Consider the following 26947-nt stretch of genomic DNA (forward strand, 5'->3'; position numbering starts at 1 on the left):
AGCGCCACGGGCAGAGAGACCGGGATCGCCATCGATTCCATTCGGAATCATTCGATCGGAGCCCGGGTGGTCGCGATCGGCAGCAGCGCACGCACCTCCCAGCGGCCGTCGACCGGTTCCGCGGTGAAACTGCCGCCGAGGGCGATCGCACGCTCACGCATGTTCATCAGACCGCGCCGCGCGGAGGTGTCCAGCGGCTCGCCGGGCCGCGGGCCGGTGGTCGGATTGCCCACGGTCAGCTCGACATTCCCGGCGTGCGCCCGCACCTCGATGTCCACCGGCCGGCCGGGCGCGTGCTTCATCGCATTGGTCAGGGCCTCCTGCACGATGCGGTAGGCGGCCTGGTCCACGGCGCTGGGCAGCGGCCGGTCGTGCAGCGAATCCCGCACGCGCACACTGATTCCGGCGGCGCGGGCGGCGTCGACCAGGATGGCGAGCTGGGCCAGGGTACGGGGCGCGGCGATGTCCTCGTCGGCGCCGTCGTCGCGCAGCAGGCCGATCATGGTGCGCATTTCCTGGAGCGCGCTGACGCTGTTGGTGCGGATCGAGGCCAGGATGCCGGTGACCTTCGGGTCCGGCTCCGCCGCGGCCGTCAGGCCCAGCGCGGCCTCCGATTGCAGCGCGATGGCCGACAGATGACCCGCGATGACATCGTGCAGATCCCGCGCCATCGTCTTGCGCTCGTCGGCGATGGCGGCGCGCCGGTCCAATTCGGCGACCAGGGTCATCGCCTCCGCGCGCGTGTGCTCGGCGGCGGCGATCTCCTTGTGCTGGCGCACCTGCAACGCCCACCACACCGGGGTTCCGATGAAAGCGAACGCGGCGGCCATGGCGATCGCGAACGCGCGCCAGTCGCCGGTGCCGATCCAGACCGCCACCGCGATCAGCAGCGACAGCACCGTGCTCGTCGCGGCACTCACCCGGGACAGCCGGTGCGAGCCGTAGAGGACGGCGGCATAGACGAGGTCGGAATACAGCAGCCAGACCGGGATGGTCGACCCGAGCAGCGTATCGGCGACCAGTGGGAACGCGCCGATCGCCAGCGCGATCCCGGGCCGCCGGCGTCGGATCAGCGACGCCGCGCACAGCACGGTCAAGATCGCGAACCGGATCGGCAGCGGCGGTTGCGGCGCCACAGTGCCCAGCGGATAGATCCCGGACAGATACATCACGGCGCCCAGGACGAACATGAGCAGCGCGATCAACACGTCCTGCGTCGTCGCCGACAACGCGTGCCACTGCTTCACCGATCCATCACAGCACACCCAGTTCGGCATCCGGGTCCGCCGAAGTGATGACGCGCGATCGATCCGATGGCCGACGCTCGGCGTGCCCCGTCCGCGCGACGCTCGTCCCGTGATTCTCATACCAGCCCTGATCGGCCTGGCCCTGGTGGACTCCACCAGCATCGGCACCCTGGTGCTGCCCATCTGGTTGCTGCTCGCCCCGGACCGGCCGCCGGCTCGTCGCCTGCTCGGCTATCTCGGTGCCATCACGGTCTTCTACTTCGTCATCGGGGTGGCCCTGCTGACCGTCGCCGGCACCGCGCTCGACCGGTTCGGTGACCTGGCGCGCAGCCCGATCGTGCTGGTACCGCAACTGGTGCTCGGCATCGTCGTGTTCGCGGTGTCCTGGCGCTTCGACTCCAAGAAGCGCCGCGCCCGCGGCGAACCCGATCGCACCGCCGCCTGGCGGACCCGCGCGCTGAACTCGCAGTCCTCCGGGACGGGGCTGGCCGTGCTCGCGGTGAGCGCGGGGACGCTGGAGCTGTTCACGATGCTGCCCTATCTGGCCGCCATCGGGCTGCTGGTCTCCAGCGAGCTGCCCACGCTCGCCGCCATCGGCCTGCTCGCCGCCTACTGCGTGGTCATGGTCGTCCCGGCGCTGTTGCTGATGGGCGCGCGAGAACTGTTCCACACCAGGGTCGTACCGCTGCTCGCCCGGCTGGACGCATTCCTGTCCCGGCACGCCGACAGCGCGACCGGCTGGGCGCTGGCGATCGCGGGCATCCTGCTGATCCGCGGCGCGGTGCCCGGGCTGTTCGGCTCCTAGATTTCCCCGGCTTCGACAACCGTGGCGGCGGGCCGGGCAAGCGTTAGGGTGAGGAGGTGAACATCGACGTCACCGCCCTGCCAGGTATCGGGGTACGCAAGGACTTCCAGGCCCGCTCCGGCCGCCGCATCGGTGTGGTCGACCACCGCGATGGCGGCATCGACCTGATCGTCTCCAAACTCTCCGACCCGGACGCCTGCGCGGCCCAGGTCCCGCTGAGCACCGACGAGGCGGCCGTGCTCGCGAACCTGCTCGGGGCGCCGCAGCTGGTCGCGCAGCTCGAAGAAGATCATCGCGACCTGCCCGGAATCACCACCCGGCAGCTGCCGATCGAGGAAGATTCGCCCTACTCGGGCCGCACCCTCGGCGAAACCGGTATGCGCACCCGCACCAAGGCGTCCATCGTCGCGGTGATGCGCGCGGGACAGCTCAATCCCTCACCCGGACCGGACTTCACCTTCACCGCCGACGATGTGCTCGTGGTAGTCGGCACCCCCGACGGCCTGGACGCGGCCGCGAAGATCCTCAGTCACGGCTGAGCCGTGAACGCTACCGCGCTCGCGCTGGTAGAACTCGGAGCGGTGCTGTTCGCCCTGGGGACGCTGGGGCGAGTCGCGGTGCATTTCGGTATGTCGCCGATCCCGCTGTATCTGCTGGGCGGGCTGGTGTTCGGGCACGGCGGGTTCGTCGAGCTCGACGCCGCGGCCGAATTCGGTCATCTGGCCGGTGAAATCGGTGTGGTACTGCTGTTGTTGCTGCTCGGACTGGAGTACACGGCAGCCGAACTGGTGACCGGTATGCGCCGCTCCTGGGCGGCGGGGCTGCTCGACCTGGTCGCCAACGCGACACCGGGCGTGGCGGTCGCGCTGCTGCTCGGCTGGGGCGCGATGGGCGCGGTGACGCTCGGCGGGGTCACCTATATCTCGTCCTCGGGGATCATTGCCAAGGTGCTCGACGATCTGGGCCGGCTCGGTAACCGGGAGACGCCGGTGGTGTTGTCGATCCTGGTGTTCGAGGATCTCGCGATGGCGGTGTATCTACCGATCCTGACCACCCTGCTGGCCGGGCTGAGCCTGTTCGCCGGGCTGAAGGCGCTGGCCGTCGCGCTGGTGACGGTGACCGTGGTGCTCGTGGTGGCGCTGCGTTTCGGCCGCTATGTCTCGGCGCTGGTGGACAGTCCCGACAACGAGGTGTTCCTGCTCAAACTCCTCGGCTCGGCCCTGCTGGTGGCGGGTGCGGCCTCGACGCTGAACGTGTCGGCCGCAGTGGGCGCGTTCCTGCTCGGGATCGCGATCTCCGGGTCCACGGCGCATCAGGCCGCGAAACTGTTGGAGCCGCTGCGGGATCTGTTCGCGGCCATGTTCTTCGTCGCCTTCGGGCTCAACACCGATCCCGCCGCGATACCACCGGTGCTGGGCTGGGCGGTCGCCCTCGCCGCGGTGACGGTGGCGACCAAGGTGGCGACCGGCTGGTGGGCGGCCGGACGTCAGGGCATCGCCCGGATGGGCCGGGCCCGGGCGGGTGCCGCGCTGGTCGCGCGGGGCGAATTCTCCATCGTGATCGCGGGATTGGCGGTCGGGATGGGCGCGGTGGACGGCGAGCTGGCCGCGCTCGCCTCCACCTACGTGCTGCTGATGGCGGTACTCGGACCGGTGGCGGCGCGGGTGGTCGAACCGGCCGCGGAGTGGGTGCTGCGGCGGGCCCGGCCCGCGCCGGGTTAGCCGCGCCGCTGGTGGATTCGGGTCCAGAACACGGTGGCGGTGGTCCCGGCGAGCAGGCCGATCAATCCCGCGCACAGGTGGCCGTAGTCGGTGTAGGTGCGCTGTGTGACACAGGCCGCGACGAGCGTCGTCAGCAGCAGCCCCGCCCAGGCCCCGCGCACCCCACCGCGGAACCGGAACGCGAAGGCCGCCGCCACGGCGGTGAATCCGTAGCTGGTGCCGACATCGGGGGCGAAGGCGACCCGCAACGGGATCACGCCGTCGTCGATCGCGCGGGCGATACCGAACACGGTCAGCAGCGTCGCGCCGATGTGACCGGTGGCGAACAGCAGGATCCAGCGCCCGGTGCCGAGCCAGCGCTCGGCCAGCGCCATGAGTGACAGGAAGCCCGCGATGGGGAGCCACGGAAATCCGCCTTCGGTCCAGAACGCCGACGCGATCAGCACCTGCACCGGATTGTGGCGCATATTGTGCAGATTGGTCGACGCCGACAGGATCAGGTGGCGGTCGGCCGCCGGCGAGAGCCCCCGCAGCGTCCACCAGGTGACGAACAGTGTGAACGCGTACGCCGTGCTGGCGGGCGCCTGCCCCAGATGCGACCGCAATGCCGGGACGATACGGAGCAGCAGGCGCGGCGCGCGCAGCCAGGCCCACGCTTCCCGCACTACCTCGCGCAGCGCGATGGTGCGCGTCCATGGCGGGGTGTAGCACCGGTCGTCGACGGAGGAGGCCACACGGGAAGTGTGCCGTGCGACCGCGAATCGGCGGCGGGCGACGCGCCCGACCGTTGGCCGGGACGGTGGCGTCAGTCCTGCCGCGGGCCGGGACCGCGGCGTCAGTCCAGCTGTGAGCCGGGACGGCAGCGTCAGTCCAGCTGTGGGCCAGGGATGGTGGCGTCAGTCCTGCTGCGGTTCTTCGTTGGCGCGGGCTTCCCGGGTGAGCAAGCGGCGGCGGTCGGCGCGGGCCAGCGCTTGGCGGGCGTGCGAACCGGTGAGGGGGAGCAAGGGGGAACGGGGGCGGGCACCGGGCTCGGGGGGCGTCCAGCCGGTCTCCGTCGGCGGACGATGCGCCCCGGTGGTGGTGGCCGCGGATTCGTGCGGTGTAGGTGCGGCCCAGCGTGCCGAGTTGCCGGCGTCCGCGGATTCGTGCGGTGCGGGGACAGCCCAGCGTGCCGAGGTGCCGGTGGCCGCGGATTCGGGTGGTGTCGGCGCAGCGCGGCGGGAGCCGAGGTCCGTGGACGCCAGTGGCGAGCGGAGCCGCGAGTCGTCGGCCCGCGTGGACCAGCGCGCTCCCAGACTCGACGAGTCGGGTTGGGGCCGTTCGGGATTCGACTCCGCCGCCGCTTCGGTGCCGCGGCGCAGGCCGCGCAGACGCGGCAGGTCGACGATCTTGTCCTCGACGGCGGTCAGGGTGACGCCGATCAGCAGCAGCATGGTGGCGACGCTGATCCCCAGGAGCAACGGCGCCAGCAGCTGTGCCGGGTCGGTGCCCGAGGGGGTGGCGGCGTGACCGGTGTGGTGGGCACGCAGCGCGGACATGCCGGTGTAGTGCATGCCGGAGATCGCCACGCCCATGATCGCCGCCGCCGCGATGGTCGCGCCGATCCCGTTGACGCGCAACGCGAACCAGAGCGCCACCGTCGCCGCCACCACGGCGATCAGCACCGACAGCGCGACGAGCGGCAGGTCGTAGCTGAGTTGCGCGTCCGATTTCATGGCGTACATGCCGGTGTAGTGCATGGCCGCCACACCGAGACCGGTGATGGCGCCGCCGGCGAGCAGCGCGGGCAGGGTCGGCTGCGGCCGGATCACCGTGAACAGCCCGATCCCGACCACCGCGATCGCTGTTACCGCGCTGAGCAGGGTCAGGCCCACGTTGTAGCGGATCTGCGCGCCGTCGATGGAAAAGCCCAGCATCGCGATGAAATGCATGACCCAGATGCCCGCGCCGCCGATCGACACAGCGGCCGCGACCAGCCACTTCGGCCGGATCTGGCCTTCCTGCCGGGCCCGGACCGCGCATTGCAGACCGAGCAGCGAGCCGAGGATGGACATGAGGTACGCCATCAGCGGGGTGATCCAGCCGTAGCTGAAATGAGAGATGTCGAGCACGAGACCCCCGGCGTTCGAGGCGATTTCGCCCCTGGAGTGAAACAAGTAGCTGTCAGACGATACGACAGCGCGGGAGTTTTTATACGGTGAAAGAACACCCGATCGCCGTGTTGTGAGTCACTCTCTGTCCAGCCCACCTGACAGCACGCCGAAGGGCCCGCCGAGCGAAAGCTCGACGGGCCCTTCGGGAATCGGGTCAGTCCAGGTAGTCGCGCAGGACCTGAGAGCGGCTGGGATGGCGCAGCTTGCTCATGGTCTTGGACTCGATCTGGCGGATACGCTCACGGGTGACGCCGTAGACCTGGCCGATCTCGTCGAGCGTGCGGGGCTGGCCGTCGGTGAGGCCGAACCGCAGCCGCACCACGCCCGCCTCGCGCTCGGACAGCGTCTCCAACACCGACTGCAGTTGATCCTGCAGCAGGGTGAAGCTCACCGCGTCCACCGCGACGACCGCCTCGGAATCCTCGATGAAATCGCCGAGCTGGCTGTCGCCCTCGTCGCCGATGGTCTGATCCAGCGAGATCGGCTCGCGGGCGTACTGCTGGATCTCGAGGACCTTCTCCGGGGTGATGTCCATTTCCTTGGCCAGCTCCTCCGGCGTGGGCTCACGGCCCAGATCCTGGAGCAGCTCGCGCTGGATGCGGCCGAGCTTGTTGATGACCTCGACCATGTGCACCGGGATACGGATGGTGCGGGCCTGGTCGGCCATGGCGCGGGTGATCGCCTGCCGAATCCACCAGGTGGCGTACGTGGAGAACTTGTAGCCCTTGGTGTAATCGAACTTCTCGACCGCGCGGATCAGACCGAGGTTGCCCTCCTGGATCAGATCCAGGAACGCCATGCCGCGGCCGGTGTAGCGCTTGGCCAGCGAGACGACCAAGCGCAGGTTGGCCTCGAGCAGATGGTTCTTGGCGCGGTTGCCGTCGCGGATGATCCAGTTGAAATCGCGGCGGGTGGCGACGGGCAGCTTCTCTCCGGCCTCGGCCCACTCGCGCATCTTCTCCGCCGCGTAGAGGCCGGCCTCGATCCGCTTGGCGAGCTCGACCTCCTCCTCGGCGTTGAGCAGCGCGACCTTGCCGATCTGCTTGAGGTACGCGCGCACCGAATCCGCGGAGGCGGTGAGCTCGGCATCCTTGCGCGCCTGGCGCAGCGCCTCGGATTCCTCTTCGTCCCAGACGAAATCGCCGGAGGCCTTGTCCGCCGCGGTCGGCTCCTCGGCTTCCTCGGTGGTTTCCTCGGCCGTCTCGGTGACCAGTTCCTCGGCGTCCTCGGTGAGGTCGTCCTCGGACACCTCGAGGTCGTCGAGATCCTCCAGATCGAGCGACTCGTCCTCGACGGCCTCGTCGGCGCCGGGCTCGCCCGCGGGCGAGGTGGCCTTCTTGGCTGCCTTCTTGGCGGGGGCCTTCTTCGCGGCGGCCTTCTTGGCAGGGGCCTTCTTCGCGGCGGCCTTCTTGGCCGGAGCCTTCTTGGCGGCAGCCTTCTTGACCGGCCGGGCTTCGGTTACATCTGCGGAGTCGGCTTCGGCCGAGTCGGCGGTCTGACGGGTCGTGGCTACCACGTACGCCCTTTCGTGACGGTCTCGTGCGGCGTCACGCCAGAGTGGTGATCCGGCGGAGCGGTCTGTCGGGTTTCACCGGCGAAAGCCGGTCGGGGTGTCTCGGCTTACCGCCGGGCACGTTCCATTGTAACGATCCTGCCAGGGTACTCATGCTCACCTCGGCTTGGACGCGCGACGCGCAGATCTGTTACGGCACCAGCCCCGCGTCGGCCGCCATGGCGGCCCCGACGATGCCGGCGGTGTTTCTCAGATGTGCCGGAACGACCCGAGTTCGGTTGGTGAGCAACGGAATCCACTGATCGGCGTCGCGGCTGATCCCGCCGCCGGCCACGATCACATTCGGCCAGAACAGATTCTCCAGGCCGATCAGCACCGTGGACACCTCCGCGGCCCACTGCTCGTAGCTCAGGCCCCTGCGGTCCTTCACCGAGGCGGCGGCGCGATGCTCGGTCTCCATCCCGCCGACCTCGAGGTGCCCGAGTTCGGTATTGGGCACCAGGGTGCCCTGATAGATCAGCGCCGAGCCGATACCGGTGCCGAAGGTCAGCAGCAGCACCAGGCCGGCGTAATCCTTTGCCGCGCCGTAGGAGTCCTCGGCCATCCCGGCGGCGTCGGCGTCGTTGAGCACGGTCACCTCCCGCCCGCCGAGCGCGTCGGAGAACAGTGCGCGCGCGTCGGTGCCGATCCAGGCCCGGTCGATATTGGCGGCGGTGCGGGTGACGCCGTCGAGCACCACCGCGGGCAGCGTGACACCGACCGGACCGTCCCAGTTCGCCTCGGCGACGACCTTGGCGGCGGTCTCGGCGACCGCCTGCGGCGTGGAGGGCTGCGGTGTCGCGATCTTGATGCGTTCATGCACCAGTTCGCCGGTGGCCAAGTCCACCGCGGCGCCCTTGACGCCGCTGCCACCGATATCGATACCGAACGCGTGCCCCCGAGCGGACATGACAACCCCTCGTTCCGTGTGCTGGTCAGATGACGACAGTGCCCGACAAGAGTAAAGGCAGCCCGTCCGGCGCACCGGAGCGTATCTGTGATGCGATGGACGACGTGCCCGAAACCACGAGTTCCCCCACCCCGTCACCCGAGGAAATCGCCGAATTGCGCCGGACAGCGGTCGATCTCGCCGAGACCGCCGCCGCCCACGTCCGGGCCCGCCGCCCCGAGGTCTTCGGCCCGGCCGCCGCGGCCGACGACGCCGTGCGCACCAAGGGACACCCCACCGATCCGGTCACCGTCGTCGACACCGAGACCGAGGAGCTGATCCGCAAGCTGCTGGCACAACAGCGGCCCGGCGACGCGATCCTCGGCGAAGAGGGCGGCGGCCATCTCGACGTCGACTCCGACACCATCACCTGGGTCGTCGACCCGATCGACGGCACCGTCAACTTCCTCTACGGCCTGCCCGGCTACGCGGTGTCGGTGGCCGCCATGCGCGGCGGTCGCTCGCTCGCGGGCGCGGTCGTCGATGTCGCGCGCTCCGCGACCTACAGCGCGGGGCTCGGGCTCGGCGCCCTGCGGGTCGACGGCGACGGCGGCGTCGAACATCTGCGCTGCGCGCCCGTCACGGAACTGTCGCTGTCGCTGGTGGCCACCGGCTTCGCCTACGGCACCGATCGCCGCGCCCGGCAGGCCGCGATGGTCGCGGACCTGCTGCCCCGGGTCCGCGACATCCGCCGCCTCGGCGCGGCGGCGCTGGATCTGTGCCATGTCGCGGCCGGCCGGGTCGACGCGTACTACGAGCACGGTCTGAACGCCTGGGATTTCGCGGCGGGCGCGCTGATCGCCGCCGAAGCCGGCGCACACCTTGTGCTTCCGGCCGCCACCGCACCGGGAGCGGCGGGCGAACTGGTGATCGCCGCCGCGCCCGGGATCGCCGCGGAACTGGGGAAATTGCTCACCGAGATCGGCGCGACGGAGTCGCTGCCCGACCGCTAGCTAGCAGCGGGCCGTCCGCGCGGCGCCGAGCAGTTCGTCGTCGATGGAGCTGCCCGGCACCGGGTTCTTCAGCGACCGCAGCACCTCCTCGGCGTCGTTGCCGGGCTGCAGGTCGCTGCCGAACAGTGAGCCGAGCACCAGGTCGACGGTGTCGTCGGTGCGCTGGTCCTCGATCAGCTCGGCGCACGGCGCGACCAGCTGGACCGAGGCCGCGGCCGGGCGGCCGTTGACGCCGAAACGGATCTGCCCGGTGCACTCCAGATCGCCGTTGACGTAGACCGGATCGTTGCCGTATTGCGTTCCCGGCGCACTGGCGAACCCGAGGTCACCGAGCTGAGAGGCGATGTGACCTGCCTGCCCGCGCTGGTTGTTCGCGTTCAGTACGCGCACCTTGCTGGCCGACAGTGCCGCCGGTTCCACGTCCTGCAACCGTCCGGCCCCGACCCGCTGCCCGAGCGGCGCGGCGGCCACCGTGCTGTTGCCGGTGGCGGGGCTGGGCGAGTTGCACGCCATCGCGGCGCCGCTGTTGTCGGCCGTGGTCAACGCCTTGATCCACACGATCGCGCAGATCAGCGTCATCACGCCGAGTAGGATGAGCCAGGGCCGCGGGCGCCGACGGATCCAGGGACGACCCTGGGAATCGGTGGGGCTGCCTTCGGTGATCAGTGAAACCACGTGGACACTCTACGAAAAGGTTTCGACTCCGGTGCGCAAGGTCTCGGCGAGTTCGTAGCGAGGTGTCGATTGGCCCTCGATTTCGAATCGTCTGTGTTTTGATTGCGCTTTTTGCCCTGGGGTCCGCTATTGTCTGGCGGCCCAGATCGAATCGCCACGGCGGAATTCGGTGGTCGGTCGCGGGAACAAGTAGGGCATGTCCTGCGTTTACCGAGCGCTGTCCCTGGTGGATCTACCACGATCCGCCCTGATAGAGCACCGGTGCACGTGTGATGTGCACCACCGGCGGGGCGGCGCACGCCACCTCGGTTCCGGCGAGGAATCGGTGTAGCGCGAGCCGGTCCGGGATATACGGAGTAAGGACGAGGGGAAGACGACATGGCAACCGACTATGACGCACCGAGGCGCACCGAGACCGACGACGTGTCGGAGGATTCGCTGGAGGAGCTGAAGGCTCGTCGTAACGAGGCACAGTCCGCCGTCGTGGATATCGACGAATCCGATACCGCGGAGTCGTTCGAGCTTCCCGGCGCGGACCTGTCCGAGGAAGTGCTGACCGTTCGGGTGATCCCGAAGCAGGCCGACGAGTTCACCTGCTCCAGCTGTTTCCTGGTACACCACCGAAGCAGACTGGCCAGCGAGGCCGGCGGGCAATTGATCTGCATGGATTGCGCCGCCTGAACGACTCACTGCGGCGGCCGGGCGAACACGTGCCCGGCCGAGGCGACTTCTGTCAGCCCGCGCTCGGCAGGCGGTGCATATCGGCCTGATTCACTACGGCCTGCGTGGTCACGCTGCGCTACCGCCTCCGGCCGCTGAGCTCATCAGGCGGTGCATATCGGCCTGATTCACTACGGCCTGCGTGGTCACGCTGCGCTACCGCCTCCGGCCGCTGAGCTCATCAGGCCGAGCGCGGCTAGGACCTTCTCTGGACGACGAGTACTGACCAGCCAGTAGGGCGTGGGGTCATCCGGGTCGTCCAGCACCAGCAGCACCAGCGGACCGACCCAGGCCCGGTGCTGCACATACGCGGCGGGATCGAGCTGACGCCCGAGCGCCGCGCTCTTGGCGGTCTTGGGCACGATCGCCGCCCGGGCCACGAAGTTCACCGGCAGATGCGCGCGATCGGCGCGCAGTTCCGGCGTGCCCGACGCGTCCCGGGTCACCTCGACGCGATGGCGACTCAGCCACAGCAGCACCCACACCGGGATCGGCAGCATCAGCAGATACGGCAGCCAGGCCCGCAGACCCGGTGCGCCCATGTGGATCTCGGCCGCCAGCAGGCCCGCGATACCGAGCGCGACCGGCCACCACCACAGCGGCACCCACAGGCGCTCGGTGTAGGCGTGGGCGGTCTGGTTTTCGTGGTCCGTCACGGGGCTGGGCTGGTCCGACACGACTCAACACTAAGTCACGGCGCTTTCGCGGCTGCGCGTAGGCTCTGGACCGTGAGCGCACTTTCACCTATTCCCTTGCTGCGGCTGGATCCCGGCATTCCCGTGCCCGCGCGCGTCCATCACGGCGACGCGGGCGTGGACCTGTGCACCACCCAGGACGTCATTCTGGAACCGGGGGAGCGAGCGCTGGTCGGCACCGGCGTCGCCGTCGCGCTACCGGTCGGCACCGTCGGCCTGATCCATCCGCGGTCGGGATTGGCTGCCAAGGCCGGACTTTCGGTGGTCAACACCCCCGGCACCGTCGACGCGGGCTACCGGGGCGAGATCAAGGTGTGCCTGATCAATCACGATCCGCGGACCGCGATCGAGCTGCGCCGGGGCGACCGGATCGCGCAACTGCTGGTGCAGCGGGTGGAACTGGTCGATTTCGTCGAGGTGGACGCGCTGGACGAGACGGCACGTGGCGCGGGTGGGTACGGGTCGAGTGGCGGTCACGCGATGCTGGCCGACGCCACCGAGGAGGCGTGAGATGGCAATGTTCGGCAGAAAGAAGAACTCGGACCGCTACGAGTCCGACGAGTACGACGACGTCGACTACGACGCCGGATACGACGAGCTCGACTACGACGACACGGGCGCGGAGTACGCCGGCGGCCCGGCGGAGAGCGGCCCCTACGACTACGACGCCGTCGCGGATCTGCTCGACGGCGTGGTCGATCAGCGGCTGGATCTGGGCTCGGTCATCCTGCCGGTGCCGCCGGGCGGTCAGCTTCAGGTCGAGATGACCCCCGAGGGGACGCCGCAGGCGGTGCACCTGGCCACCGAGCACGGGCGGCTCACCGTGGCCGCGTACGCCGCGCCCAAGTCCAAGGGGCAGTGGCGCGAGGTGGCCGCCGACCTGTCGGACTCGCTGCGCAAGGACGGCGCGCAGGTCTCGGTCGAGCAGGGCCCGTGGGGGCGTGAGGTCGTGGCCGTCACCGAGGGCGCGGATCTGCGCTTCATCGGGGTGGACGGCCCGCGCTGGATGGTGCGGCTGGTCGCGGCGGGTCCGCGTGGCGCGGCCGGTGAGCGGTCCCCGCTGGTGGCGGCGGCCCGCGCGATCATGAGCGAGACGGTGGTCCGGCGCGGCACGGATCCGCTGCCGGTGCGCGATCCGCTGCCGGTGGTACTGCCGCAGGAGCTGGCCGATCAGCTGGCGGCCGCTCATCAGGCGCAGATCGAGGCGCAACAGCAGCAGCAGTTGGCCGCGCAGCAGGCTCAGGCCAACGCCGCGCAGGGTATCCATCCGGGGGTGATCCCGCCGCGGATGCCGGACGGGCCGCGGCATGGTTCCGAAGGGTCGGCGATGCAGCAGCTCGGGCTGAACTGAGCCCGATCGGGCACCGGGCTCAGTCGAACGCCGACAGCCCGGTGTGCCCGAGGATCGACGGGTCGGCGCCGAGTTCGTCGAGCGTGATGCGCGCCAGGGCGGAGTGCGGCAGCAGTGCCGCCCATTCCTCGGCGACGGGCAGCGGATGCACCGGGTCGTCGACCGCGGTGATGATCACCGTGGGGACCTCGGTGGTGGCCAGCCGTTCGGTGCCGGGCCACTTGTAGTCGGCGGCCTCCTGCAACGCCCGGGGCAGGTCCGGCCATTGCGCTCGCCACGACTGGGTGAGCGCGGCCGCGAGCCAGGCCGGGCTGCCGTCGCGCATCTGAGCGATGACCGCGTCCAGCCCGTGCGCGCGCAATTGCGCGGCCGTGTAGGCGGCGCTGCGTGCGGCCGGGCAGTCGGCGGTGTCCGCGCCCGTCCAGGCCGGGAGCGCGGCGATCACGCCGGTCACCCGGTCGGGATGCGCGGCCGCCCAGTCGAGCGCGACGGCCGCGCCCAGTGAGATCCCCGCCGCGAGAACCGGCCCGCGTTCGGCGGCCGCGTCCAGCGCGGCACGATAACCGGCAACCACACCTCGGGGGTCCGGTTCCACCGCGATGAGGTCGAGTTCACGTTCCCGGCAAGCGGGTTCGAAACTCCGCCGGGCGAAATCGGCGTCCGAACCGGTGCCCGGCAACGCCACGGCAATCTCGGGCCGGCGGGGAGGTTTCAACGCCGTCGGTTCTGGGGACTTCCAGGTGAGGGGTCGGCGAACTGGCACCAACGGGTGTGGGGAGTCGAACACCGGGCCGAGCGTAGCGGGGCCCGGTCCGTGCGCCTACAGTGGCGGTGTGCGGCCATCAGCCGGTCGTTCGTTGGAAAACACGCTGGCGTGTGACCCACGCCGCGTGCTGTAGCAGGAGAGCGTGCAATGCCATCCGCAGCCTCAGGATATTTTCGCCGTCTGGGCCGCAGACTGACCGAGGATCTCGATCAGCTGGACGCCGAGGAGCTGGCCGAGACCGCCGAGGCATCGGGAGCCTGTCGAGCCTCGGAGTGTCGCCGCGGCGACGAAGCCACCATGCTCGGCCGTCTACGTAGTGTCGAAGCGTGCCCGAAGTCCTCGGGCGCTAGTGTGCAGGCAGAATTCTTCGACGGCACCGACGCCATCACCCTGGTGTGGATCGGCCGCCGCCGGATTCCCGGTATCGAACCGGGTCGCCGCATACTGGTACGCGGTCGCGTCGGCGACCGGGACGGTCGCAAGGTGATCTTCAACCCCTACTACGAACTGCGTGGGAACAGCTGACTTGATGCCGAGCAATGACAACGGCGCCGAATTGGGCAAGCCGACCGAGATCGGGCGCCGTGAGCCGCTCGACGTTCCCACCGAATCCGACCTGCACGGCGTATTCGATGCCGAGCTGCGCGAGATCCAGGACGATCTGCGCGCGCCGCATCCGGGCGTGGGTCCCGCCACCGACGAAGAGCCCCGCGAGCAGACCATGCTCGAGCAGATGGGCGGATTCAGCGGACTGATCTACTCCACCCTGCCGGTACTGGTCTTCGTGCCGATCAACAGCATCTGGGGGCTCACCGCCGCCATCTGGTCGGCCCTCGGCGTCGCGGGCGCCATCCTGGCTTGGCGGCTCTACCGCCGCAGCCCCGTGCAACCCGCCATCTCCGGTTTCCTCGGCGTCGGCATCTGCGCCTTCATCGCCTACCGGATGGGAGAAGCCAAGGGCTTCTTCCTCTTCGGCATCTACACCAGCCTGGTGTACGCGGGCGCGTTCCTGGTCTCGATCCTGGCGCGCTGGCCGCTGGTCGGCATCATCTGGGGCTTCCTCAACGGGCACGGCACCGAGTGGCGCTCCGATCGCCGGCTGATCCGGCTCTACGACATCGCGACCGCGACCTGGGTGCTGGTCTTCGGGGCGCGCTATCTGGTGCAGTCCTCGCTCTACGACACCGACCACACCGGCTGGCTGGCCTTCGCGCGGATCGCGATGGGCTGGCCGCTGACCGCGGTCGCGTTCGCCGTCACCGTCTGGGCCGTGCGACGCGCGGGTCATCTGCCCGCCGCCAAATCCGGGACAGAGGTGGGGTAGCACCCACCCCTGGGGTATCTGGTCGCTGACCTCGTTTGGGCCGACGATCGTTGCAGAAGGAAAAAGCAACGACCGAAAGGCCCGAAGTTGCCTACCGAGCACAAGATTTCGGCGACGAAGTCGCACGCACGCGCAAACCCTGTGGGGGACACCCCCACACCCCCGAGACTGCGGGGCTTCGCCCCTGGGACCTCCGGTCGGGGGCCCGTGTTGTCGGAGAGCAAGCGCGTCGCCGCCGAACTCGACGCGCTGATCGGGGCCGCCGCGGCAGGTGACAAGGGCGCCATGTCCGAGATCGTGCGCCTGGTGCATCCGCTGGTCCGCCGGTATTGCGGTGCGCGACTGGGCAATACGTCACACCTGCACGTCACCGTGGACGACGTGGTGCAGGAGGTGCTGATCGCGACCGTGAAATCCGTTCCGCGCTACCGGGATCAGGGCAAGTCGTTCCTGGCGTTCGTGTACGGCATCTCGGCCAACAAGGTCGCCGACGCATTCCGCCGCTCCCAGCTGCATCCGACGTATCCGACCGCGGAGATGCCCGAGGAGGCCAGCCCCGACGCCGGTCCCGAGGAGTGGGCGCTGGCTTCCGAGCGCCGCGCCGCCACCCGGGAACTGATGAAGATCCTGGCGCCCGCGCACCGCGAGGTCCTGGTGATGCGGATCGTGCTCGGCTGGAGCGCCGCTCAGACCGCCGAGGCCATCGGCACCAGCCCGGGCGTGGTGCGCGTCATGCAGCACCGCGCGCTGAACAAGTTGCGCGCGGAACTCGCCGTCGTCAAGGCCTGATGCCGTGCTGCGCCAGCGCGATCCGCAGATCCTCCTCGGCCTCGAGCGAGGTGACGAACAGCAGTTCGTCATCGCCCTCGAACGGGTCGTCGCCCTGCGGCACGATGACGCGCCCACCGCGCAGAATGGTCACCAGCGCGGCATCACGCGGCAGCGTGAGCGCGCGCACCGGCTTGCCCGCCAGCGCGGTATCCCCGGGCAGCGTGATCTCGACCAGATTGGCCTGCCCCTGCCGCAGCGTCATCAGGCGCACCAGGTCACCGACCGACACCGCCTCCTCGACGAGGGAGGCCAGCAGCCGCGGCGTGGAGACCGCCACGTCCACACCCCACGACTCGTCGAACAGCCACTCGTTGCGCGGATCGTTGACCCGCGCCACCACCCGGCGCACCCCGAACTCGGTCTTGGCGAGCAGACTGTGCACCAGGTTGGCCTTGTCGTCGCCGGTGGCGGCGATGACGACCTCATAGGTCTCGAGATCCGCGTCCTCGAGCAGCGCCAGCTCGCAGGCGTCCGCATGCACCCACACCGCGTCCGGGATGGCGGCGGGGTCGATGTGGTCGAGCTTGCGTTCCAGCAGCATCACCCGGTGACCGCTGCGCAGCAGCTCCCGGGCGATGGATCGGCCGACGGCGCCGGCACCGGCGATGGCCACCTTCATGATCAGTCCTCGCTCGCGGGGGGCTTGCCGGCCAGCGCGACGGCCTCGCCGACGCTGCCGGAGGTCGCGGCCACATAGACCACGTCGTCGGCCTGGATGATGGTCTTGCTGTCGGGCAGCACACCGTTGCCGAAGCGCAGGATGAACGCGACCCGCACGCGAACGGCGTGCTCCAGATCGCGCACGGTGCGGCCGTACCAGTCCTCGTGCAGGGTCAGTTGGGTGATCGCCACCGCGCCCGTGGGATCGCGCCAGCTGGTGCTGCTGGGATCGCCGATCAGCGTGCGCAGGAACCGGTCGGTGGTCCACGGCACGGTCGCGATGGTCGGGATGCCCAGGCGCTCGTAGACGGCAGCGCGTTTGGCGTCGTAGATGCGGGCCACCACGCGTTCGATGCCGAAGGTCTCGCGGGCGACGCGCGCGGAGATGATGTTGGAGTTGTCGCCGGAGGAGACCGCGGCGAAGGCGTCGGCGCGCTCGATTCCCGCGCGGGTCAGTACATCCCGGTCGAAGCCGACGCCGACCACCCGCTCACCGGGGAAATCCTCACCCAGCCGCAGGAAAGCGGCGGGATCGCGGTCGATCACCGTGACCTCGTGCCCCACCCGCACCAGGGCGTGCGCCAGCGACGAGCCGACGCGGCCACACCCCATGATCACTACGTACACCGTGCAACCCCGTTCCTGGAACCCTGGCTTTCGGTTTGCTTCCGGCAAACCGTACCGCCGATTCGCCTCGGCTCCTCGCCGAGGGGACGCCCCACGCCCCACGTTCCCGCTTCGGTTCGGCGTCAAACCTCGAGCATCGCGTGTCGCGTTCGCGCACCCGGCGGGTGATCGGGCCTGCGGGGATCTATGCTCGCTCCAGTGTCCAAGTTGACGACGGCAGCCAAACGCGTGCTGCTGGGCAGGCCCTTCCGAAGCGATTCGCTGGGCCATACCCTGCTGCCGAAGCGAATCGCACTCCCGGTCTTCGCCTCCGACGCGATGTCGTCGGTCGCCTACGCGCCGGAGGAGATCTTCCTGACGCTGTCGGTGGCGGGCATCTCGGCCTACATGTACGCGCCGTGGGTGGGTGTGGCCGTCGCCCTGGTGATGGCCGTGGTGGTGGCCAGCTATCGCCAGAACGTGCACGCCTACCCGTCCGGCGGCGGCGACTACGAGGTCGCCACGGTCAACCTGGGGCCGACTGCGGGCCTGACCGTCGGGTCGGCGCTGCTGGTCGACTATGTGCTGACGGTGGCGGTGTCGATCTCCTCGGCCGCGTCCAATATCGGTTCGGCGATTCCCTTCGTCGCCACCCACAAGGTGCTGTTCGCCGTGGTGGCCATCGCGATCCTGACCGCGATCAACCTGCGCGGTGTGCGCGAATCCGGTAAGGCGTTCGCGATTCCGACCTACGCGTTCATCTTCGGCATGTTCGCGATGCTGGGCTGGGGCCTGTTCCAGGTGTACGTGCTGGGGGAGACGCTGCACGTCGAATCCGCGGGCTTCGACATCGACGCCGAGGACGAGAGCCTCTACGGGCTGGCGTTCGCGTTCCTGCTGGCCCGCACCTTCTCCTCCGGTTGCGCCGCGCTCACCGGTGTGGAGGCGATCAGCAACGGTGTGCCCGCCTTCCGGAAACCCAAGTCCCGCAACGCCGCCACCACCCTGCTCATGCTCGGTGCCATCGCGATCGTGTTGCTCATGGGCATCATCATCCTGGCCCAGAAGCTCGGCATCGTCTACGCCCACGACACCGACGACCTGATCGGCGCGCCCGCCGACTACCAGCAGAAGACCCTGATCGCCCAGCTGGCCGAATCGGTGTTCCACGGCTTCCCGATCGGGTTCTTCTTCATCACCGCCGTCACGGCGCTGATCCTGGTGCTGGCGGCGAACACGGCGTTCAACGGTTTCCCGGTGCTGGGTTCGATTCTGGCGCAGGACCGCTACCTGCCCCGGCAGTTGCACACCCGCGGCGACCGGCTCGCGTTCAGCAACGGCATCCTGTTCCTGTCGGGCGCGGCGATCGCGTTCGTGGTGGTGTTCGGCGCCGAGGTGACCAAGCTCATCCAGCTCTACATCGTGGGTGTGTTCGTCTCGTTCGTGCTCAGCCAGACCGGCATGCTGCGGCACTGGACCCGGCTGCTGCGCACCGAGACCGATCCGGCGCACCGGGCGCGGATGAAACGCTCGCGGGTGATCAATGCGATCGGCCTGACCATGACCGCGACGGTGCTGGTCATCGTGCTGATCACCAAGTTCTTCGCGGGCGCCTGGATCGCCATCCTGACCATGGTGTCGATCTTCGCGGTGATGAAGATGATTCGCCGCCACTACGATTCGGTGTCGCGCGAGCTGGAAGCTCACGAATGGGATGGTGTGCTGCCGAGCCGTTCGCATTCCATCGTGCTGGTGTCCAAACTGCATCTGCCCACACGGCGCGCGCTGTCCTACGCGCGCGCCACCCGCCCCGACACGCTCGAGGCGATCACGGTGAACGTCGACGACGCCGACACTCGCGCGCTGGTGCGCGAATGGGAACGCAGCGAGATCACGGTGCCGCTCAAGGTGATCGAATCGCCGTACCGCGAAATCACCAAGCCCGTCCTGGATTACGTGAAACGGGTGCGCAAGGACGCGCCCCGCGACGTGGTGACCGTGTTCATCCCGGAATACGTGGTGGGTCACTGGTGGGAGCAGGTGCTGCACAACCAGAGCGCGCTGCGGCTCAAGGGACGGCTGTTGTTCGAGCCCGGCGTGATGGTGACCAGTGTGCCCTGGCAGCTCAGCTCCTCGACGCGGGCGCGTCAGCCCGGCGACATCAGTGCGCCGGGCGCGGTGCGCCGCGGATACGTGGATCGTACGACCAGCGTGCCGAGTGCCCGAGATGAGTGACTGGCGGGGAAGCGAATTCGAGATCCGGCTCGGGCCGCCCGGGCACGGCGGATTCTGTGTCGGACGGCACGAGGGGCGGGTGGTGTTCGTGCGGCACGGGCTGCCCGGCGAACTCGTGCGCGCGGTGGTCACCGAGGATCGCGGCGGATCGTTCTGCCGCGCCGACGCGGTCGAGATCCTGGAGGCGTCACCGGATCGAGTGCCCGCTGTGTGCCCGGTGTCCGGGCCCGGTGGCGCCGGCTGCTGCGACTTCTCCTACGCCACCCCCGCCACCCAGCGCGCCCTGAAGGCGACGGTGGTCGCCGAGCAGTTGCGACGGCTCGCCGACCTGGATCTCGAGATCGTGGTCGAACCCATCACCGGATATCCCGCCGACGCGACCGGCGGCTGGCGCACCCGGGTCCGCTTGGCGGTCGACGCGCACGGACGCGCGGGTGTCCATCGCTACCGCAGCACCGGGGTGATCACGGATCTGCGCTGCCCCCAACCGGTTCCGGGCGCGATGGACGGGATCGCCGAGCGGGCGTGGACCCCGGGCTCGGAACTGGTGGTCGCCGTCGACGGCGACGGTGTCCGGCACATCGTGGAACTCGCCCCGGCGGAGGTGGATCCGCGCGCCGGTCAGCGCCGCGGCCGGGGCCGCACCGACACCGACGGACGCTCGCGCGGGCGCGGTGGTCGCCCGGGATACGGCCCGCGCGGCACGAACTCCAATGCACGCGGTGCGGAGAATTCGGATCACGGTCAGAAATGGCCTGGTGCTGATAATCCGGGTGGTGGAGCGAGCGGCGCGAGTTCTGCCGACTGGTCCAGGGCTGAGAAGTCGGGCCGTGGACCACATGGGCCGGATTCGGATCGGTCCGGAGCGGACTGGCCGGGCGCTACGGATTCGGGGCGTGCGCAGCAGGGTGCGGGCCGTGAACGTCGTCATGCCGCCGCGCGGCGGGCCGCGACGCATGCTCCGCGTGAGGAGTGGGTGCTGGCGGGCAGCGGGCGGGCGGTCGAATATGTGGCCGGGCGGCGCTGGGAGGTGTCGGCGACCGGGTTCTGGCAGGCGCATCGGGATGCGGCGCAATGCTATTCGGATCTGATCGCGCAGTGGTCCGGGGTGAAATCGGGCGATCTGGCCTGGGATCTGTACAGCGGCGCGGGCGTGTTCGCGGCACGGCTCGCCGAACAGGTGGGTGCCGACGGTGCGGTGCGTGCGGTGGAATTCGCCCGCACCGCCGTCGCCGACGGCAACGCCGCTTTGCACGATCTGCCCTGGGTGGATCTGCGCGCCGACCGCACCGAACGCTGGATCGCCGAGCACGCCTCCGGCGCGTCCCCGGCCGCCGTCGTCCTCGATCCGCCCCGCGCGGGCGCGGGCAAGACCGTCATCGCCGCCCTGGCCGACGCGGATCCGGCCCGCATCATCCACATCGGCTGTGACCCCGCCTCCTTCGCCCGCGACCTCGGCCTCTACCAGGCCGCCGGCTACACCCTCACCGAGCTCCGCGCCTTCGACGCGTTCCCGGGCACCCACCACGTCGAATGCCTGGCCCTGCTGCAACGCTGAGGCGCGGCATGGTCCGCCGACTACGAGCACCTGGACCGTGCTCGGGTGCCCTGGCGAACCCATCGCCCGCTAAACCAGTTGCCAGGTGACGCGGATACTCGCCGCGACCTCGCTGGCCCCGAGTTCGACCGGGACCGAAGCGGATTCGGCGATCATGGCGGCGCGCGCCCGGGCGACCGGGCGGGGCGGGCGCGGGCCCGAGTCCTCGGTGATCTCGAGCACCGGGCCGAGGGTGGTTCCGGCGCGGGCCGCGTACTGCTCGGCTTTGGCCAGGGCGTCGTCCCAGGCGGCGTCGCGGGCCTGGCGCAGGAGCGCGGCCTCGTCGGCGAAACCGAGGGTGAGTCCGTTGAGCCGGACTTCGTCGCCGCCCGCTTCGACGCAGTGGGCGATGATGTCGGCGGGGCTCGGGTCGGCGGACTCGCCGATCGACCGCAATGCCACCGTGAGGTCGGTTGCCGCGACATAGCCGGTGATCCGCTGACCGCGCTGCTCGGTCCATTCGGTCTCGGTGCGCACCGACAGGCCGGTGGTCGCGATGTCGCTACCCGGCACGCCGTCCGCCCGCAGCGACTCGGTGATGGCCGTCACGCGTTCACCTGCGGTGCCGTAGGCGAGCACGACCGTATCGGCGCGGGCCTCGACCGAAACGGTGACCCGCATCAGGTCCGGCGCGGCGCTCGCGGCGCCGGTACCGGCGGTGGTCACCGTCCCGGCGACCGTCTCCGTTTCGGCGAATCCGCAGCATCCGGGGCCACAGTCGGCCAGCTCGATCTCGCGGCGCTTGTCCTTCTTCTTTCCTTTGCTCACGGCTCTCCTCGGGTCGCGGGATCACGGGTCCTGTGCAAGCAACGGACGAGCGCCCGAGATCGTCCCCCGGAACCGGACGGGTACCGTATGGCCCCGGGCCCGAGCGCGTACATTCGTGTGGAGACTCACATTTCGCGGCCGTGACCCCTGGTGACAGGCTGATGTGGAGCAGGGGTACCCCCGCGGCTCCGTAGACTGATCGGATCAGATTGCGCTATCCGGAGGGAGCGAGTTCAGGTGGGAGTGCTTTCCCGGGTCGAGACGCCCGAAGATCTGCGTGAGCTGACCGCGCCGCAGCTGCGTGAGCTGTCGGCGGAGATTCGTGATTTCCTGGTCGAGAAGGTCGCGGCCACCGGAGGCCATCTCGGGCCCAATCTCGGTGTGGTGGAACTGACCATCGCGCTGCACCGGATCTTCGACTCCCCGGCCGACCCCCTGATCTTCGACACCGGCCACCAGGCCTACGTGCACAAGATACTGACCGGCCGCAAGGACCGGTTCGATTCGCTGCGCAAACAGGACGGGCTCTCCGGATACCCGAGCCGCGCCGAGAGCCCGCACGACTGGGTGGAGTCCTCGCACGCCTCGGCGGCGCTGTCCTACGCCGACGGCCTGGCCAAGGCGTTCGCGCTGACCGGGCAGGATCGGCATGTGGTCGCGGTGGTCGGTGACGGCGCCCTGACCGGCGGCATGTGCTGGGAGGCGCTGAACAATATCGCCGGCGCGCACGACCGCCCGGTGGTGATCGTGGTCAACGACAACGGCCGCTCCTACGCGCCCACCATCGGCGGCCTGGCCGACCGGCTGACCGCCCTGCGCACCCAGCCCGCCTACGAGCACGCCCTGGACGCGGGCAAGCGCATCATCAAGAGCATCCCGCGGGTGGGCGAATCGGCGTATTCGATGGTGCACGCGGTCAAAGCCGGGATCAAGGACGCGGTGAGCCCGCAGGAACTGTTCAGCGATCTCGGGCTGAAGTACGTCGGCCCGGTCGACGGGCACGACATCCTCGCCCTGGAGGCCGCGCTGCGCCGGGCCAAGGATTTCGGTGGCCCAGTGGTGGTGCACGCGGTCACCCGGAAGGGCCACGGCTACGAGCACGCCGAGAACCACGTCGCCGACCAGATGCACGCCTGCGACCCGATCGACCCGCTGACCGGCCGTCCGCTGGCGGGCAAGAAGGCCCCGGGCTGGACCTCGGTGTTCTCCGAGGAGTTGATCGCACACGCCGAAGGTCGCGAGGACATCGTGGCGATTACCGCCGCCATGCCCGGCCCGACCGGTCTGGCCGCGTTCGGCGAGCGCTTTCCCGAGCGCATGTTCGATGTCGGCATCGCCGAGCAGCACGCCATGACCTCGGCCGCCGGTCTGGCCCTGGGTGGCATGCACCCGGTGGTCGCGATCTACTCGACCTTCCTCAACCGCGCCTTCGATCAGCTGCTGATGGATGTCGCCCTGCTCCAACAGCCGGTCACCGTGGTGCTGGATCGCGCCGGCGTCACCGGCCCGGACGGCGCGAGCCACAACGGCATGTGGGACTTCTCGCTGCTCGGCATCATCCCGGGGATCCGGGTGGCCGCGCCGCGCGATGCCGCGACCCTGCGCGAGGAGCTGGGCGAGGCGCTGGCCGTCACCGACGGGCCCACCGTCATCCGGTTCCCGAAGGGCAGTGTCGGCGAGGACATCACCGCGGTCGAGCGGCTGGAGGGCGTCGACGTGCTGCGCCTGGCCGCCACCGACGCGAGTTCGGCCCAGGCCGGTCGGGGTGATGTGCTGCTGATCGCGGTCGGCCCGTTCGCCGCGACCGCCATGCGGGTTGCCGAACAGCTGGAGCCCGAGGGTATTTCGGTCACGGTGATCGATCCGCGCTGGGTGCTGCCGGTATCGGACACCATCGTCAAACTCGCCGAGAACTACCGCCTGGTGGTCACCCTGGAGGACGGCGGTCTGCACGGCGGCATCGGGTCGACGGTGTCGGCGCGGATCCGCGCGGCCGGGGTGGATGTGCCGACCCGCGATCTCGGTGTGCCGCAGCAGTTCCTGGAGCACGCGTCCCGCGATGCGCTGCACGCGGAGCTGGGGCTCACCGCACCCGATATCGCCCGCCGGATCAGCGGCTGGCTGGACGCGAACTAGTCGTTCGCGGGCAGCAGGGCGGCGGTCAGGGCGGGCACCGCGAGTTCGCGCTGCCACGGCCGGGCGCCGCCGGAAGCGAGGAATTCGTCGATGGCGGCGGATAGGTCGGCGCTGGTGCCGACCTCGGTGTAGGACGGCAACCCGTCCCAGCACAGCCGTCGGACCAGGTCGGGGGAGAGCAGGTTCTCCACGGGGATCGCGTGTTTGACCGACAGCTCGCCCATGGCCGTGCGCGCGCGGGTCAGCCGGGCGGCGGCGACCGGGTCGCGCCGTTCCCACCGGTTCACCGGCGGCGGACCGTCGTAGGACTGGGTGAGCGTGGGGAGGCCGTCGTCGGGCAGGGCGCGGGCGCGGTCGACGGCGGCCAGCCATTCCCGGGAGTAGCGGCGCTGACGCGGCCCGCCGAAGACGGGCAGGGCGCGGAGCTGGGCGATGGTGCGCGGGTCCGCGGTGGCGGCGGAGACGATGGCCGCGTCCGGCAGGATCCGGGCGGGGGCGACATCGCGGGAGCGGGCGAGGGTGTCGCGGGCGGTCCATAGCTCCCGGACCACGGCGAGCTGGCGGGTCTTGCGCAGGGTGTGGATACCGGAGGTGCGCCGCCACCGGTCGGCTTTCGGCGTGGGCGGTTCGCTGGCCCGGACGTGCTCGAATTCCTGTGCGGCCCAGTCGCTCTTGCCCTGTGCCTCCAGCGCGGCGGCGACTTCCTGGCGTAGCTCGAGCAGCAGTTCGACGTCCAGGGCCGCGTAGTTGAGCCAGTCGTCGGGTAGCGGGCGGGTGGACCAGTCGGCGGCGCCGTGCCCCTTGCGTAGCGCGCGGCCGAGCAGTTTCTCCACCATCGCCGCCAGCCCGACCCGTTCGAATCCGGCCAGCCGGCCGCCCAATTCGGTGTCGTAGAGCCGGGCGGGGCGCAATCCGAGTTCGGCCAGTCCGGGCAGATCCTGGTCGGCGGAGTGCAGCACCCACTCGAGTTCGTTGACGACGGCGGCGAGGGGCGCCAGCGCGTCGGCGACCGGGATGGGATCGATCAGGAAGCTGCCGGAACCGGCGCGGCGCAGCTGGATCAGGTACGCGCGGGCCGAATACCGGAAGCCGGACGCGCGTTCGGCGTCGACGGCCAGTGGTCCGGTGCCCGCGGCCAGCCGCGCGGCGGCCTCGGCTACCTCCTCGGCGGTGATCAGCACCGGCGGCACACCATCGTGCGGGGCGAGCAGTGGTTCGACTGTGTTCTCTTCTTCCACACTGCACCCTTCGATGGGCTCGTCAGCAACCGGCATAGGGGTGAACTTTACGTTGCTGTCGGCGGTATCAGCTCCAGACCCGGAAGCCTAACCAGGGAAAGTCCGTGAATACTTCAGTTCGGATCATCGATGGGATGCGGGTCCGGCCGCAGATGGGTGATCCCGGCGGGCGGCAGACCGGCCGAATAGGCGAGTACTTCACAGAAGGCTTCGACGTGCGGCGCCATCTCGGTGCTGGTCGCGGTCCAGGAGGCGCGCAGCTCCAGTTGGTGAGCGCGTGGCGGACCCGCGATATCGCCGTAGCGCACCGAACTCGTCGAGGTGACGGTGCCGCCCAGCGCCGTGTACGGCTCCGGCCGTGACTCCAGCGCGTCGACCAGCCAGCTCCACGCCACTTCGGGCAGCAGCGGGTCTCCGGCCAGCGCGGCGTCGATATCGGCCTGGATGTAGGCCACCAGCCGGAAGGTGCCGTGCCAGGCCTCGTCGCCGTCCGGGTCGTGTAGCAGGATCAGGCGGCCGAACGCGTCGCCTTCGGAATCCTCCGGCACGGCGGGCGTTTCGGCGTGTTTGACTTCGGCACCGAGCGCGTAGGAGTACGGCGCCAGCCGCTGGGGCGGGCGGATCGGCGCGAGCTCGATGCGGGGGTGCACGGATGCGGCGCCCATCGCAGCGACGGCGGCTCGAAATCCTGGCGGTTCGGCGGGGGAGCCCTCGGTCGATGCGGCGCCGTCGCGGAAGTCGAGCGGTGTCACGGAAGCGACCGTAGACCGTGTCGCGGTCGTGCGGGCGGAGGCGCGCCGCACACAACGCTGTTCGCGATTTGGCGTTCGCGTGGTGAGGGTGTCGGTTCGCGCGTTCACGGATGGATAGGATCGCCGTGATGACTACCTACACCCGTCGCCAGCTGACCGATGCCCCGTTCCTGGCCGCCGCCACCGGCGCGGCCCCCAGCCGGCGGCCGGTGTGGTTCATGCGCCAAGCCGGCCGCTCCCTGCCCGAGTACCGCGAACTGCGCAAGGGCATCGGGATGCTGCAATCCTGTTTCGATCCGGAGCTGGTCTGCGAGATCACCATGCAGCCGATCCGCCGCCACGGCGTGGACGCGGCGATCCTGTTCTCCGATATCGTCGTTCCGCTCAAGGCGGCCGGGATCGATCTGGACATCGTGCCCGGCGTGGGCCCGGTCGTCGCGTCACCGGTGCGCACGACGGCCGACGTGCGGGCGCTGCCGCGGCTGCGCCCCGAGGACGTGGGCGCGGTCACCGAAGGCGTCCGGCTGCTCACCACCGCGCTCGGCGACACCCCGCTGATCGGTTTCGCGGGCGCCCCCTTCACCCTCGCCTCCTATCTGGTCGAGGGCGGCCCGAGCAAGCAGCACGAGCGCACCAAGGCGATGATGCACGCCGACCCGGCGACCTGGCACGAACTGCTCGGTGCGCTCACCGACATCACCATCGCGTTCCTGCAAGCCCAGTTGACGGCCGGGGTCGACGCGGTGCAGCTGTTCGATTCGTGGGCGGGCGCGCTGTCGCAGGCCGACTACCGCCGGTTCGTGCTGCCGCATTCGGAGCGGGTGTTCGCCGAGCTGGCCGGCGCGGGCGTGCCGCGCATCCACTTCGGGGTGGGCACGGGTGAGCTGCTCGGCGCGATGGGTGCGGCGGGCGCGGATGTCGTCGGCGTCGACTGGCGGGTGCCGCTGCACGAGGCGGTGCGCCGGATCGGGCCCGGAAAGGCGTTGCAGGGCAATCTCGATCCCGCCGTGCTGTTCGCGGGGCCCGCGGCGATCGAGGCCGAGGTGCGCCGGATCTGCCGTGAGGCCGACGAGGCCGTCGTACTCGGCGCCAAGGGCCACATCTTCAACCTCGGGCATGGTGTCATGCCGGAGACCGACCCGGGCGTCATCACCGCGACCGTCGAACTGATCCACAGTCTGCCCGGACCTACCGCCTGAATCGGGCCGTAGCG

General features: G+C 69.9%; 27 protein-coding genes. 14 read left to right on the top strand and 13 right to left on the bottom strand.

Annotated features, from left to right (window positions below; genetic code table 11):
* Nucleotides 1–47: 47 nt before the first annotated feature.
* A complete protein-coding gene (locus ACFVMC_RS21965) occupies nucleotides 48–1247 on the bottom strand; it encodes a sensor histidine kinase (RefSeq protein WP_379212925.1) in 1200 nt (399 codons plus the stop codon).
* Nucleotides 1248–1356: 109 nt separating this feature from the next.
* On the opposite strand from ACFVMC_RS21965, the gene ACFVMC_RS21970 reads away from it, so the two are divergent.
* The 3 genes from ACFVMC_RS21970 to ACFVMC_RS21980 are packed head-to-tail and all read left to right on the top strand — an operon-like array spanning nucleotide 1357 to nucleotide 3773.
* The gene (locus ACFVMC_RS21970; RefSeq protein ID WP_379212927.1) at nucleotides 1357–2052 is read left to right on the top strand and encodes a GAP family protein; all 696 of its coding nucleotides are present in this window, start codon (nucleotides 1357–1359) and stop codon (nucleotides 2050–2052) included.
* 56 nt (nucleotides 2053–2108) lie between these two features.
* Nucleotides 2109–2591: a cation:proton antiporter regulatory subunit gene (locus ACFVMC_RS21975; protein ID WP_379212929.1), complete on the top strand. Its 483-nt coding sequence runs from the start codon at nucleotides 2109–2111 to the stop codon at nucleotides 2589–2591.
* 3 nt (nucleotides 2592–2594) lie between these two features.
* The gene (locus ACFVMC_RS21980) at nucleotides 2595–3773 is read left to right on the top strand and encodes a cation:proton antiporter (protein WP_379212930.1); all 1179 of its coding nucleotides are present in this window, start codon (nucleotides 2595–2597) and stop codon (nucleotides 3771–3773) included.
* Here the strand turns inward: ACFVMC_RS21980 and ACFVMC_RS21985 are convergent.
* The 4 genes from ACFVMC_RS21985 to ppgK form a co-directional block, all read right to left on the bottom strand.
* Nucleotides 3770–4507 carry a rhomboid-like protein gene (locus ACFVMC_RS21985; RefSeq protein ID WP_379212931.1) on the bottom strand — a complete coding sequence of 246 codons (738 nt, stop codon included), beginning with the start codon at nucleotides 4505–4507 and terminating at the stop codon, nucleotides 3770–3772. The two genes, ACFVMC_RS21980 and ACFVMC_RS21985, sit on opposite strands and share 4 nt — an antisense overlap.
* A gap of 162 nt (nucleotides 4508–4669) precedes the next feature.
* The gene (locus tag ACFVMC_RS21990) at nucleotides 4670–5884 is read right to left on the bottom strand and encodes an MHYT domain-containing protein (protein WP_379212932.1); all 1215 of its coding nucleotides are present in this window, start codon (nucleotides 5882–5884) and stop codon (nucleotides 4670–4672) included.
* A gap of 196 nt (nucleotides 5885–6080) precedes the next feature.
* Nucleotides 6081–7442, bottom strand: coding sequence for an RNA polymerase sigma factor (locus ACFVMC_RS21995; protein ID WP_379212934.1), 1362 nt, complete (start codon nucleotides 7440–7442; stop codon nucleotides 6081–6083).
* Between the two features lie 187 nt (nucleotides 7443–7629).
* Nucleotides 7630–8388, bottom strand: a complete 759-nt coding sequence (gene ppgK, locus ACFVMC_RS22000) for a polyphosphate--glucose phosphotransferase (RefSeq protein ID WP_379212936.1) — start codon at nucleotides 8386–8388, stop codon at nucleotides 7630–7632.
* A 95-nt stretch (nucleotides 8389–8483) separates the two neighbouring features.
* On the opposite strand from ppgK, the gene ACFVMC_RS22005 reads away from it, so the two are divergent.
* A complete protein-coding gene (locus ACFVMC_RS22005; protein ID WP_379213274.1) occupies nucleotides 8484–9380 on the top strand; it encodes an inositol monophosphatase family protein in 897 nt (298 codons plus the stop codon).
* On the opposite strand, the gene cei is transcribed toward ACFVMC_RS22005, so the two are convergent.
* Nucleotides 9381–10055, bottom strand: a complete 675-nt coding sequence (cei, locus tag ACFVMC_RS22010; protein ID WP_379212937.1) for an envelope integrity protein Cei — start codon at nucleotides 10053–10055, stop codon at nucleotides 9381–9383. It abuts the gene before it with no gap.
* 378 nt (nucleotides 10056–10433) lie between these two features.
* Between cei and ACFVMC_RS22015 the strand changes: the two genes are divergently transcribed.
* Nucleotides 10434–10736: a DUF4193 domain-containing protein gene (locus ACFVMC_RS22015; protein ID WP_357298780.1), complete on the top strand. Its 303-nt coding sequence runs from the start codon at nucleotides 10434–10436 to the stop codon at nucleotides 10734–10736.
* A gap of 185 nt (nucleotides 10737–10921) precedes the next feature.
* On the opposite strand, the gene ACFVMC_RS22020 is transcribed toward ACFVMC_RS22015, so the two are convergent.
* Nucleotides 10922–11431: a DUF3093 domain-containing protein gene (locus ACFVMC_RS22020; RefSeq protein ID WP_379212939.1), complete on the bottom strand. Its 510-nt coding sequence runs from the start codon at nucleotides 11429–11431 to the stop codon at nucleotides 10922–10924.
* A 72-nt stretch (nucleotides 11432–11503) separates the two neighbouring features.
* Here ACFVMC_RS22020 and dut point away from each other — a divergent pair, with 72 nt between their 5' ends.
* Nucleotides 11504–11980 (top strand): dUTP diphosphatase, encoded by a 477-nt coding sequence (dut, locus tag ACFVMC_RS22025; RefSeq protein WP_379212941.1) that lies wholly within the window; start codon nucleotides 11504–11506, stop codon nucleotides 11978–11980.
* Between the two features lie 7 nt (nucleotides 11981–11987).
* Nucleotides 11988–12821 (top strand): DUF3710 domain-containing protein, encoded by an 834-nt coding sequence (locus ACFVMC_RS22030; protein ID WP_379213276.1) that lies wholly within the window; start codon nucleotides 11988–11990, stop codon nucleotides 12819–12821.
* 19 nt (nucleotides 12822–12840) lie between these two features.
* On the opposite strand, the gene ACFVMC_RS22035 is transcribed toward ACFVMC_RS22030, so the two are convergent.
* A complete protein-coding gene (locus ACFVMC_RS22035; RefSeq protein WP_379212943.1) occupies nucleotides 12841–13506 on the bottom strand; it encodes an alpha/beta fold hydrolase in 666 nt (221 codons plus the stop codon).
* A 228-nt stretch (nucleotides 13507–13734) separates the two neighbouring features.
* Between ACFVMC_RS22035 and ACFVMC_RS22040 the strand changes: the two genes are divergently transcribed.
* The 3 genes from ACFVMC_RS22040 (at nucleotide 13735) to shbA (ending at nucleotide 15700) form a co-directional block, all read left to right on the top strand.
* Nucleotides 13735–14112 carry an OB-fold nucleic acid binding domain-containing protein gene (locus ACFVMC_RS22040; protein WP_194814291.1) on the top strand — a complete coding sequence of 126 codons (378 nt, stop codon included), beginning with the start codon at nucleotides 13735–13737 and terminating at the stop codon, nucleotides 14110–14112.
* 196 nt (nucleotides 14113–14308) lie between these two features.
* Nucleotides 14309–14911, top strand: a complete 603-nt coding sequence (locus tag ACFVMC_RS22045; protein ID WP_379213278.1) for a DUF3159 domain-containing protein — start codon at nucleotides 14309–14311, stop codon at nucleotides 14909–14911.
* A 207-nt stretch (nucleotides 14912–15118) separates the two neighbouring features.
* Nucleotides 15119–15700, top strand: a complete 582-nt coding sequence (shbA, locus tag ACFVMC_RS22050; protein ID WP_379212945.1) for an RNA polymerase sigma factor ShbA — start codon at nucleotides 15119–15121, stop codon at nucleotides 15698–15700.
* Here the strand turns inward: shbA and ACFVMC_RS22055 are convergent.
* Nucleotides 15690–16361 carry a potassium channel family protein gene (locus tag ACFVMC_RS22055; protein ID WP_379212947.1) on the bottom strand — a complete coding sequence of 224 codons (672 nt, stop codon included), beginning with the start codon at nucleotides 16359–16361 and terminating at the stop codon, nucleotides 15690–15692. The genes shbA and ACFVMC_RS22055 overlap by 11 nt on opposite strands.
* Nucleotides 16362–16363: 2 nt before the next feature.
* Nucleotides 16364–17029 carry a potassium channel family protein gene (locus tag ACFVMC_RS22060; protein ID WP_379212948.1) on the bottom strand — a complete coding sequence of 222 codons (666 nt, stop codon included), beginning with the start codon at nucleotides 17027–17029 and terminating at the stop codon, nucleotides 16364–16366.
* 198 nt (nucleotides 17030–17227) lie between these two features.
* Between ACFVMC_RS22060 and ACFVMC_RS22065 the strand changes: the two genes are divergently transcribed.
* The gene (locus ACFVMC_RS22065) at nucleotides 17228–19243 is read left to right on the top strand and encodes an APC family permease (protein ID WP_379212950.1); all 2016 of its coding nucleotides are present in this window, start codon (nucleotides 17228–17230) and stop codon (nucleotides 19241–19243) included.
* Nucleotides 19236–20801 carry a class I SAM-dependent RNA methyltransferase gene (locus ACFVMC_RS22070; protein ID WP_379212952.1) on the top strand — a complete coding sequence of 522 codons (1566 nt, stop codon included), beginning with the start codon at nucleotides 19236–19238 and terminating at the stop codon, nucleotides 20799–20801. Before ACFVMC_RS22065 ends, ACFVMC_RS22070 begins: the two co-directional genes overlap by 8 nt.
* Nucleotides 20802–20870: 69 nt before the next feature.
* On the opposite strand, the gene ACFVMC_RS22075 is transcribed toward ACFVMC_RS22070, so the two are convergent.
* Nucleotides 20871–21608: an SIMPL domain-containing protein gene (locus ACFVMC_RS22075; protein ID WP_379212954.1), complete on the bottom strand. Its 738-nt coding sequence runs from the start codon at nucleotides 21606–21608 to the stop codon at nucleotides 20871–20873.
* A 237-nt stretch (nucleotides 21609–21845) separates the two neighbouring features.
* Between ACFVMC_RS22075 and dxs the strand changes: the two genes are divergently transcribed.
* The gene (dxs, locus tag ACFVMC_RS22080) at nucleotides 21846–23744 is read left to right on the top strand and encodes a 1-deoxy-D-xylulose-5-phosphate synthase (RefSeq protein WP_379212955.1); all 1899 of its coding nucleotides are present in this window, start codon (nucleotides 21846–21848) and stop codon (nucleotides 23742–23744) included.
* Here dxs and ACFVMC_RS22085 read toward each other — a convergent pair.
* Together ACFVMC_RS22085 and ACFVMC_RS22090 are read right to left on the bottom strand one after the other, a co-directional pair.
* Nucleotides 23741–25018, bottom strand: a complete 1278-nt coding sequence (locus ACFVMC_RS22085; RefSeq protein WP_379212956.1) for an HRDC domain-containing protein — start codon at nucleotides 25016–25018, stop codon at nucleotides 23741–23743. The genes dxs and ACFVMC_RS22085 overlap by 4 nt on opposite strands.
* Nucleotides 25019–25095: 77 nt before the next feature.
* Nucleotides 25096–25734 (bottom strand): DUF3000 domain-containing protein, encoded by a 639-nt coding sequence (locus ACFVMC_RS22090; RefSeq protein WP_379212958.1) that lies wholly within the window; start codon nucleotides 25732–25734, stop codon nucleotides 25096–25098.
* 128 nt (nucleotides 25735–25862) lie between these two features.
* Here ACFVMC_RS22090 and hemE point away from each other — a divergent pair, with 128 nt between their 5' ends.
* Complete coding sequence (hemE, locus tag ACFVMC_RS22095; protein ID WP_379212960.1) at nucleotides 25863–26933, top strand: uroporphyrinogen decarboxylase; 1071 nt, start codon at nucleotides 25863–25865, stop codon at nucleotides 26931–26933.
* Nucleotides 26934–26947: the final 14 nt, after the last annotated feature.

It is taken from the genome of Nocardia sp. NPDC127579 (genome assembly GCF_042672005.1).
GTDB lineage: Bacteria > Actinomycetota > Actinomycetes > Mycobacteriales > Mycobacteriaceae > Nocardia.

Coding starts and splice junctions, on each gene's coding strand:
- ppgK (WP_379212936.1), bottom strand. CDS start 8,388: ATGTCCGCTCGGGGGCACGCGTTCGGTATCGATATCGGTGGCAGCGGC.
- ACFVMC_RS22005 (WP_379213274.1), top strand. CDS start 8,484: ATGGACGACGTGCCCGAAACCACGAGTTCCCCCACCCCGTCACCCGAG.
- ACFVMC_RS22015 (WP_357298780.1), top strand. CDS start 10,434: ATGGCAACCGACTATGACGCACCGAGGCGCACCGAGACCGACGACGTG.
- ACFVMC_RS22030 (WP_379213276.1), top strand. CDS start 11,988: ATGTTCGGCAGAAAGAAGAACTCGGACCGCTACGAGTCCGACGAGTAC.
- ACFVMC_RS22040 (WP_194814291.1), top strand. CDS start 13,735: ATGCCATCCGCAGCCTCAGGATATTTTCGCCGTCTGGGCCGCAGACTG.
- ACFVMC_RS22045 (WP_379213278.1), top strand. CDS start 14,309: ATGCTCGAGCAGATGGGCGGATTCAGCGGACTGATCTACTCCACCCTG.
- ACFVMC_RS22055 (WP_379212947.1), bottom strand. CDS start 16,361: ATGAAGGTGGCCATCGCCGGTGCCGGCGCCGTCGGCCGATCCATCGCC.
- ACFVMC_RS22070 (WP_379212952.1), top strand. CDS start 19,236: ATGAGTGACTGGCGGGGAAGCGAATTCGAGATCCGGCTCGGGCCGCCC.
- ACFVMC_RS22085 (WP_379212956.1), bottom strand. CDS start 25,018: ATGCCGGTTGCTGACGAGCCCATCGAAGGGTGCAGTGTGGAAGAAGAG.
- hemE (WP_379212960.1), top strand. CDS start 25,863: ATGACTACCTACACCCGTCGCCAGCTGACCGATGCCCCGTTCCTGGCC.